The sequence below is a fragment of the Streptomyces sp. NPDC050564 genome (assembly GCF_044457265.1).
In the GTDB taxonomy this organism is placed as follows: domain Bacteria; phylum Actinomycetota; class Actinomycetes; order Streptomycetales; family Streptomycetaceae; genus Streptomyces.
In genome coordinates, this window is the sequence record NZ_JBITGS010000062.1 from 21795 (window position 1) to 30642 (window position 8848).

Here is an 8848-nt window from a genome sequence, read left to right on the forward strand (position 1 = left end):
GAAATCACCGGCCGCGGCTGTCGGGAGCCTCTTGCTACGGGCATGTGAAGCGATTGACTACACCGATTCCTCCGTCTCGGGCAGGTGGTTGACCGCAGGCAGGATCGAGGAGGCGATGGCCTTGTTGACGGCGTCAATGCGGGACACCGCCTGCAACTTGTCGAAGATGTTGCGCAGATGGCGCTTCACGGTGCCTTCGGCGATCCCCATGGCCTTCGCTATCTGGCGGTTGCTACGGGCGGCGGCGACGTGGGCGAGCACCTCGGCCTCCCGGGCGGAGAGGACACCCGGGCCGAGCGGTTTGCCGCGCGTGACCTGGAGGCTCTGCCGGGAGACCGACATCGTGACCTGCTGATCGCCGCTGCGCGTGGCGCGGATCGCGGAGATCAAGGTGCCACGTGCTGCACTCTTGTGCAGATAGCCGCTGACGCCCAGGTCGAGGAAGGCCTGGACCAGGTCCGGTGCGTCGTACATCGTCAGGATGATCGTCTGGGTACCGGGAGAGGCCTCATTGAGCTGAGCGACCGTGGCCAGCACGGTCTGGCCCGGCATTTCGACATCCAGGATCGCCACGTCGGGGCGGTGCTGCACTGCGAGCTCCACCGCCGACCTGCCGTCTCCGGCCTCGGCCACCACCTCGAGATCGGGCTCTCTGCGCAGCGAGTCGCGCAGGGCGTCGCGCAGGACCGTGTGATCGTCTGCCACCAGAATGCGGATCGGTTCAGGCATCGCGGACGGCTCCTGGTAGGGGTATCCACAGCGACGCCCGGGTGCCGGAGCCCGGGCGGCTGGTGAGCTGGAATCGGCCCCCGAGCTGGGTGACGCGCTCGGTCATGGAGATCAGCCCGTGGCCGCGGCGTGCGACGCTCGCCTCGTGCACGTCGAAGCCGACGCCGTCGTCCTCGACCGAGGCCGTCACCTCGTCCTCCTCGAAGTTCACCCGTACCGTCAGTGCGCCGGCTTGGGCGTGGACGAGTGCGTTGAGGAGACATTCGCGCAGGACGAGGAAGAGCTCCTCCAGGATCTCGGGGTCGACCAGCGACTCGTCTCCGTCCACGTCGATCGCGAGGCGGACCTCGGGCATCTGCATGGCCTCGACGAAGGTCTCGATTCCGGCGCGCAGATTGCCGTCGGTGCGCGGGTCGTGCAGCCAGGTGATCAGTTCGCGCAGTTGCAGCAGCGTGCCGATCAGGGTGTCCCGGGCGTTCAGCACCGTGCGCTGTTCCTGCGTCGGCTCCTCCCCGAACGAGAGGGCGTACAGCTCCAGTTGGCGCATGGCCAGGCTGATGTTGTTGCCCACCCTGTCGTGCACGTCACGCGCCAGCGTGTGACGCTTCGCCTCGGCGACCTTCTGCACGGTGGCCAGAAGGGACGCGTGCTGGCGGGTGTGCAGCTGCCAGCGCGCGTGCACGCTGCGGTAGAGCGTGAGGAGCGCTTCGCCGCGCAGTGCCGCGGAGTCGCTGTCGGTGCCGATGACATCGCGCAGGACGATGGCCACCGTCTCGAAGAGGAGGGCGGACGCCTGCGCCATCGCGGGCTGGTCGACCAGGAGGCCCACGCGCTGGTCCACGGTCCGCCGTGCCGCGCCGTCCGCCTCGTCGACGGTGATGGCCCGCCCGGTGCGTAGGGTCTGGGCGCAGTCGTCGAGGACGAGGGCGACCTGGAGATCGGAGAATCGCCTCCCCGACGGGTGGTGCAGTACCGCATTCCCGTTCTGCTGCAAATGTGATTTGAATCTCTCGACGATTTCTGATCGGCGCGCGGTCAGGGCCTCAAGTGCATCGATGGAGCCGCGTACCGTGACCTTTTGACTTATTTTTTTGTTGACGGCCACAATTCCCCCTGATCTATGGCCACTCATAACTATGCCCTTCAGGTTACCAAGAAGTAGGCCTGCAGAGATGTCGGCAGCGTACGAACATGGCAAAGAGTGAACCTTGTACCGTCTGGTGCCGGACTGGTCACGGAGGGTGACTCGTGCCTGGTCGTCGGGGGGTGGCCGGGATCGTCGGCGCGTCCGCCCGGCAGGGGTGACGGCGGGCGTGAAACATGGCCGCCACATTTGATTCCGGGCGTGACTTGTTTATCCGGCAACAATCTCCTTGATGGTCACCTGGCCGACCAATTCGGATCGCGACCGAAGAGGGCGGCCATGCGCGCCTCCGCGGGAGCGCTGTCAGAAATCAGGAGAGCCGGACGGAAATACGGCGATTTCGCCAGCTCTTCTTTGCGCGGCTCGTATCGGGCCAGTATCGACATCACGAGCGACGGCGGGATCGGCGTCCGTACTTCGATGGCGCGCCCCAAGTCCCAGGAGTGCACCACGAGATCGTCGGCCATCTCCTGCAGGTAATGCACCGCGGAACGCGTTCCGTAGGACAGGTGCACCACGCCCGCACGTGCTCCCGGCGCCGAGAAGGCGGCCGCGGCTTCGGCGGCCACACGCTCCCAGCGAGTCACCGGATCGGGCCCCAGGACATCGCCGTCGAATCGGTCTCCGACCTGATCGATCGTCAACCCGCTGAGGAGTAAGGGGGCCCAGAGCTGTTCGCCGGCGAGGTGGTTGACGAGGTCTCTGACATTCCACTCCGTACAGGGAGTGGAATGGTTCCACTGTGCCTCTGTGATCTGGCGCACTCTTTCGGTGAATGTGCGGAGTGCCTCTTGGTGAAACGCCGTCAGCATCCCCTCACCCTGCCACGGAGAAGGGCCTGGAGGCACCCGCATATCACTTAAGGAACACACCCGCGGCTACCCCTTTGGTTGCCTACTTTCCGGAACCTCCCCTGCCTAACGTTTGGCGCAGTTTCGTATTCGAGCCTGAGATGAGGGGGAATCCAGGATGAGGCTTGGCGACGCACTCAGCATCAAAGCGGCGGCCACATGGCTGCCCGAGACCACGGAGACCGTGGCAGAGGTGATCGCCGACGGCCGCCTCGAAGCGGAGCACGAGCACCGCGTCGGGGTGAGCGAGCTGCCCGTCTCCCGGGACCTGGCCGGCCCGCAGCTCGCGGCCCACGCGGCCCGGCGAGCACTGGAGCAGGCGGCCTGGGACCCGGACCGAGTGGGTCTGCTCTCGCACTCCTGGATCTACCACCAGGGCCACGACTTCTGGGCCCCCGCGCACTACGTGGCTCACCAGGCCGGCCTCACCCGCGCCCTGCCCTTCGGGCTCCAGCACATGTCCAACGGCGCGGCGCTCGGCATGCAGCTCGCCGCCGTCCGGCTCATCGCCGACCCGGAGATGGACTCCGCGATGGTCACCACCGGCGACCGTTTCGCCCTGCCCGGTTTCGACCGCTGGGCCGGCGACTACGACGTCGTGTACGGCGACGGAGGCACCGCTCTCGTCCTGGGCCGCCGCGACGGCCACGGCGACCTGCTCCACATGCTGTCCTTCGCGACGTCGGCGGCACCGCAGACGGAGAACTTCTTCCGTGGCCGCGACGAGTTCAGCGCCGCGCCCCTCACCCACAGCCGGCCCATCGACGTACGTCGCCCGAAGAAGGCGTTCCTGGAGATGGGCGGCATGGAGACGCTCAAGGAGCTGGGCCTGGCCAACGTACGGCACGTCCTGCGGGAGAGCCTGCGGCTAGCGGACCTGGAGCCCGCCGATCCCCGCATCCGGTGCATCGCCCTTCCCCGCGCGGGCGATGCCGTCTACAGCCTGATGTACCTGCCGGTGATCGAGGACGTCGTCAAGGCCGAACCCCTCTTCCTCGGCCGCCGCACCGGCCACCTGGGCTCCGGGGACTTCATCGCCAACCTCACCGACATCATCGCCTCCGGGATCCTCGCGCCCGGAGAGATCGCCCTCGTGATCGGCGGTGGCGCCGGATACACGTGGTCGTGTGCGGCCTTCCAGGCCCCGGAGAAGCGCCATGGCTGATCCGAACGGGACGACGGACGCGACCGCACAGACCACGAAGGCCAGGATGACCACCACTGCCCAGCCCCACCGCAACACTCCCGACTCCGCTGCCACCGCCTCCTCCGAGCCCATCGCCGTCGTCGGCATCGCGTGCCGGCTGCCCGGCGCACCGGACCCCGATGCCTTCTGGAGGCTGCTGGAGGGCGGTGAGGACGCGATCACCCAGGCACCGCCGGAGCGGTGGGCGCCGCAGGTCGCGCTGCGCGCGCCGTTCGGCGGCTTCATCGAGGGCGTCGACCGATTCGACGCCCAGTTCTTCGGGATCAGTCCCCGCGAGGCAGCGGCCATGGATCCGCAGCAGCGGCTGATGCTGGAACTGAGCTGGGAGGCACTCGAAGACGCCCGCGTCGTCCCGGATGAGCTGCGCGGCACGAGGACCGGTGTCTTCGTGGGGGCGATCGCCGACGACTACGCCCGGCTCATGCAACGGGCCGGAACCGACGGCATCACGCAGCACACCGTCACCGGAACCCACCGCGGCATCATCGCCAACCGTGTCTCGTACTTCCTCGATCTGCACGGCCCCAGCCTCACCGTCGACACCGCTCAGTCCTCCGCGCTCGTCGCCGTGCGGATGGCCTGCGAGAGCCTGGCGCGCGGTGAGTCCGAGCTCGCCATCGCGGGCGGCGTGAGTCTGAACATCCTCGCGGAGACCACCCTCAGCACCGAGAAGTTCGGCGGCCTCTCTCCCGACGGCCGCTGCTACACCTTCGACGAGCGCGCCAACGGCTACGTACGCGGAGAGGGCGGCGGCGCCCTGCTGCTCAAGCCGTACGCGCGCGCCCTCGCCGACGGCGACCGCGTCCACTGGATCATCCTGGGCGGCGCCGTCAACAGCGACGGCGCCGGCGACGGCCTCACCGTGCCCAGCGGGCGTGCACAGCAAGAGGTCATCCGGCGCGCCCACCGGGAAGCGGGCGTCGACCCGGCGCACGTCCAGTACGTGGAGCTGCATGGCACCGGTACCAAGGTCGGCGACCCGATCGAGGCAGCCGCCCTCGGCGCCGCCCTGGGCACGCACCGCTCCACCGACGAACCCCTCCTCGTCGGCTCGGCCAAGACGAACGTCGGCCACCTGGAGGGCGCCGCGGGCATCGTCGGCCTGCTGAAGACGGGCCTGAGCATCGCCCACCGCGCCCTGCCGGCGAGCCTGAACCACGAGCGCCCGAACCCCGCCATTCCGCTCGCAGAACTGGGGTTGCGCGTCCAGCGCGAATTCGGTCCGTGGCCGCACCCGGAGCACCGGCTCATCGCCGGAGTCAGCTCGTTCGGCATGGGCGGCACCAACGCACACCTCGTCGTCGCCGAGGCACCGCTGGGCAACGCACCGGACCGGCCGCAGCCGCGGGACGAGGCCGCGTCCCGCTCCGCCGCCGTGCCCTGGCTGCTCTCCGCCAAGACCGATGCGGCCCTGCGCGCACAGAGCGAGCGGCTGCTCGACGCGCTCCAAGCGGACCCGTCCGCGGACCCGAGGGACATCGCGCACTCCCTCGCCACCACCCGCACCCACTTTTCGCGCCGGGCCGCGATCGTGGCCGAAAGCCGCGAAGGTCTCATCGGCGGGCTCACCGCCCTGGCGCACGGCCGCCGATCGCCGGCGGTGACGAAGGGGCGCGCGAGCGACGGTGGACTCGCGTTCCTGTTCACCGGGCAGGGCAGCCAGCGCCTCGGCATGGGCCGGGAGCTGTACGAGACCTTCCCCGCCTTCGCAGAGGCATTCGACGCCGTGTGCGCCGAGCTCGACCCTCGCGTCGGTCGCTCGCTGCGCGCGGTCGTCTGGGCCGCGGCGGACTCCGGTCCGGACGTGGAACTGCTCCACGAGACCCGCCACACCCAGCCGGCCCTGTTCGCCGTCGAGGTGGCCCTCCATCGCCTCTTCACCTCCTGGGGCGTGCGTCCCGACGTCCTCGCCGGGCACTCCATCGGTGAGATCGCCGTCGCCCACGTCGCCGGGGTCCTCTCGCTCGCCGATGCCGCGGCCCTGATCGCCGCCCGCGGCAGGCTCATGCAGCAACTGCCGCCCGGCGGCGCCATGATCGCCCTCCAGGCGTCCGAGGCCGAGGTGCTCCCGCTCCTCGTCGGCCGCGACGAAACCCTCGGCCTGGCCGCCGTGAACGCCCCTGACGCCACCGTCGTCTCCGGTGCCGAGCGCGACGTGCTGGAGATCGCCGACCACTTTCGGCACCTCGGCCGCAAGACCCGCCGGTTGAAGGTCAGCCACGCCTTCCACTCCCCGCTGATGGCGCCGATGCTCGACGACTTCCGGGCCGTCGCCGAGAGCCTCACCTACCACGCGCCGCAGGTGCCCGTCGTCTCGACGGTCACCGGGGAACCGGTCCGTGCCGGGGAGCTGGAGAGCCCCGAGTACTGGGTCGGGCACGTCGCCGCAACGGTCCGCTTCGCCGCCGCCGTGCGGTCGCTGGGCGACGCCGGTGTGCACAGCTACTTGGAGATCGGGCCGGGCGGCGTCCTCACCGCCCTGGGCGCCGAGTGCCTCGACGGTACCGACGCCGTGCTGGTGCCCGCCCTGCGCGACGGCGCCGAGGCGACCGCCGCGGTCACCGCCGCCGCTGCCCTGCACACGCACGGCATCGCCGTCGACTGGACCGCCGTGCTCGGCGGCGCGGCGGCGGTGGACCTGCCGACGTACGCCTTCCAACGCAAGCGGTACTGGAGCGAGACCGCCGTGACGGCGACCGTACCCCGCAGCGGGGACGGCCACGGAGCGGAGGACCACGAGGCGGCGAGCAACCTCGCGGCGGTGAACGGCCAGGCGACGGAAGCCGGTCATGGCACGGACGCCGAGCTCGGCGACAGCGAGGGACAGACGCCCGCCCAGCCGGACCGGACCCGGCTTTCCGCCCTCGGCGCCCGCGAGCTCGAGCAGCAGCTGACCGATCTCGTACGGTCGCACGCGGCGGCCGTTCTCGGCCACGATGTGACGGACCCCGCCGAAGCCGTGATCGAACTGACCACCACTTTCAAGGAATTGGGGTTCGACTCGCTGCTCGCGGTGGAACTGCGCGACAGCCTTAACCAGGAGCTCGGCCTACGCCTTCCGGCCGGGCTGCTGTTCAGCCACCCGACCCCGGCGGATCTGATCATGCGTCTCGTGGACGAAGTCGGCCGAGCCGCAGACACGTCCGCCCCGCCGGCGACCGTGTCCGCCGCGCACTCCGACGAGCCGATCGCCGTCGTGGCCATGTCCTGCCGTTACCCCGGCGGGGTCGCCACTCCGGACGACCTGTGGCGCATCGTCGCCGACGGGACGGACGCGACCGGCGACTTCCCCGCCGACCGGGGATGGGACCTCGACGAACTGTTCGGGACGGACCCGCTGCGGCCGGGCGCCGCATCCGCCACCCGCCGCGGCGGCTTCCTCGACGACGTGGCCGGGTTCGACGCGGGCCTGTTCGGGATCAGCCCACGCGAGGCCGCCGCGATGGACCCGCAGCAGCGGCTGCTCCTGGAGACCGCGTGGGAGACCTTCGAGCACGCGGGCATCGATCCGGCGTCCGTGCGCGGTGAGCGCGTCGGCGCCTTCATCGGTGCGACCGCGATGGACTACGGGCCGCGTCTGCACGAGGCAGCCGGGGGCTCGGAGGGCTATTTGCTGACGGGGAACACCTCCAGTGTCATCTCCGGTCGGCTCGCTTATTCGTTCGGTCTTGAGGGGCCGGCGCTGACGGTGGACACGGCCTGCTCGTCGTCGCTGGTGGCTCTGCATCTGGCGGTGCAGTCGCTGCGCCGAGGTGAGTGCGACATGGCCCTCGCCGGCGGTGTCACCGTCATGGCCACGCCCGGCATGTTCGTGGAGTTCTCCCGCCAGCAGGGCCTGTCGGCGGACGGGCGCTGCAAGGCCTTCGCGGCGTCGGCGGACGGGACCGGCTGGGCCGAGGGTGTCGGGCTGCTGCTGGTGGAGCGGTTGTCCGAGGCGCGCCGCCGCGGGCACCGGGTGCTGGCCGTTGTGCGCGGTACGGCCGTCAACCAGGACGGCGCTTCCAACGGGCTGACCGCCCCCAACGGACTGGCCCAGGAACGCGTCATCCAACAGGCTCTCGCCGACGCCGGGTTGACGAGTGTCGACGTCGACGCGATGGAGGCGCATGGCACCGGTACGCGTCTTGGTGACCCGATCGAGGCGCAGGCGCTGCTGGCCACCTATGGGCGGGGCAGGCCGGAGGATCGGCCGTTGTGGCTGGGGTCGTTGAAGTCGAACATCGGGCACAGTCAGGCTGCTGCCGGTGTCGGCGGGATCATCAAGATGGTGCAGGCCATGCGGCACGGCACCCTGCCCAAGACCCTCCATGTCGACGAGCCGAGCCCGCACGTGGACTGGGAGTCGGGGGCCGTGCGGCTCCTGACGGACGAGGTGGTGTGGGAGCAGGGCGACCGCCCCCGCCGCGCCGCCGTCTCGTCCTTCGGCATCAGCGGCACCAACGCCCACGTCATTCTCGAAGAGGCGCCAGTCGAGGCTGCGCCCGCCGAGGGCCAGGGGGCGCCCCGCGAAGAGACGACCGCGGCGCCCGCGACAGTGCTGTGGCCGGTCTCCGGTGCGGACGAATCAGGCGTACGAGGCCAGGCTGTGCGGCTTGCGGCGTTTGTGGAGCGGCGTGTTGATGTGGATCTGGCGGATGTCGGTGTGACGTTGGGTGTGCATCGGGCGGTGCTGGGTCGTCGTGCTGTGGTGGTGGGTGCGGACCGGGCTGAACTGCTGGCCGGGTTGCGGGCTGTGGCCGAGGGCGGGTCGGCTTCGGTGGCTGCTTCGGTGGTGCGGGGCGCGGCCGGGGGCGGCAAGGTGGCGTTCTTGTTCACCGGGCAGGGCAGTCAGCGGTTGGGGATGGGCCGGGAGTTGTATGAGGCGTTCCCGGTGTTCGCTGCGGCTTTTGACGAGGTCTGTGAGTATTTCGACGGGCT

Annotated in this window: 5 protein-coding genes; 2 read left to right on the forward strand and 3 right to left on the reverse strand. The window is 70.0% G+C overall.

Annotated elements, in window-relative coordinates; translation table 11 throughout:
• Nucleotides 1-57: 57 nt before the first annotated feature.
• The 3 genes from ACIBK0_RS48135 to ACIBK0_RS48145 form a co-directional block, all read right to left on the reverse strand.
• Nucleotides 58-729 (reverse strand): response regulator, encoded by a 672-nt coding sequence (locus ACIBK0_RS48135; protein ID WP_399095644.1) that lies wholly within the window; start codon nt 727-729, stop codon nt 58-60.
• Nucleotides 722-1723 (reverse strand): sensor histidine kinase, encoded by a 1002-nt coding sequence (locus ACIBK0_RS48140; protein WP_399095647.1) that lies wholly within the window; start codon nt 1721-1723, stop codon nt 722-724. The genes ACIBK0_RS48135 and ACIBK0_RS48140 overlap by 8 nt, the downstream gene beginning before the upstream one ends.
• Before the next feature lie 386 nt (nt 1724-2109).
• Nucleotides 2110-2685 carry a TIGR03086 family metal-binding protein gene (locus tag ACIBK0_RS48145; protein WP_399095650.1) on the reverse strand — a complete coding sequence of 192 codons (576 nt, stop codon included), beginning with the start codon at nt 2683-2685 and terminating at the stop codon, nt 2110-2112.
• 157 nt (nt 2686-2842) lie between these two features.
• Between ACIBK0_RS48145 and ACIBK0_RS48150 the strand changes: the two genes are divergently transcribed.
• Both ACIBK0_RS48150 and ACIBK0_RS48155 read left to right on the forward strand, forming a co-directional pair.
• Nucleotides 2843-3889 (forward strand): 3-oxoacyl-ACP synthase, encoded by a 1047-nt coding sequence (locus ACIBK0_RS48150; RefSeq protein ID WP_399095653.1) that lies wholly within the window; start codon nt 2843-2845, stop codon nt 3887-3889.
• Nucleotides 3882-8848: beta-ketoacyl synthase N-terminal-like domain-containing protein (locus ACIBK0_RS48155; RefSeq protein WP_399095656.1), on the forward strand; the 4967-nt coding region annotated here is incomplete at its 3' end. The genes ACIBK0_RS48150 and ACIBK0_RS48155, both read left to right, overlap by 8 nt.